Here is an 830-nt window from a genome sequence, read left to right on the forward strand (position 1 = left end):
GGGGCAAAGGCTCATCAATGCTTTGGATGCCATGACCTCTGAGGGTTTCGTATTCCGTGTCGATATGCGCTTGCGGCCTTATGGTGATAGTGGCGCATTGGCGATGAACTTCGCTTCCTTTGAAGACTACTATCACAACCAGGGACGGGAGTGGGAACGTTATGCCATGATCAAGGCGCGTATCGTTAATGCCGACGCAAACCCTGAAGCCAGCGCGGCCTTAATGGATATTATTAGCCCTTTTGTTTACCGCAAGTATGCTGATTTTACCTCTGTGCAAGCCTTGCGCGATATGAAGCGTATGATTATGGCTGAAATGCACCGCAAAGGTGGAGAGCAAAATATTAAGCTGGGTGATGGCGGCATTCGAGAGATCGAATTTATTGCCCAGGCCTGCCAATTGATTCATGGTGGCCGAGACGAACGCCTCCAGCAGCAGGGCTTGGTAAGCGTTTATCGTACATTGCAAGAAAATGAATATTTACCCTCGGAATGGGTCGATACTTTATTACTTGCCTATCGACTATTGCGTAATTTGGAGCATGCGATACAAGGCTTGGCAGACCAACAAACCCAGTTAATTCCAGAATCAGAAGAGAGCCGTCAGCGTATTGCTTGGTCGATGAGCTATTCAGACTGGCCAAGTTTAGAGGCAGAGCTGAATGAGCATCGTTCAGCGGTGAGTCAATGCTTTGCCGATTTTCTGCATGACCCTGAAGAAGATGGTGATCAGGAGGAAGCAGGAAGGGCTTGGTTGGCAGCTTGGCTGGCTGAAGAGCGTTCACAGCTTTTGCAGCCAATGTTCCAAGAGGCAGGTTATGAGTCGCCTG

General features: G+C 49.3%; 1 pseudogene. It reads left to right on the forward strand.

The window, feature by feature from the left end:
* Positions 1-830: pseudogene (locus A3756_RS25585) on the forward strand (bifunctional glutamine synthetase adenylyltransferase/deadenyltransferase); the annotation flags it as partial.

Source organism: Oleiphilus sp. HI0086 (genome assembly GCF_001635225.1).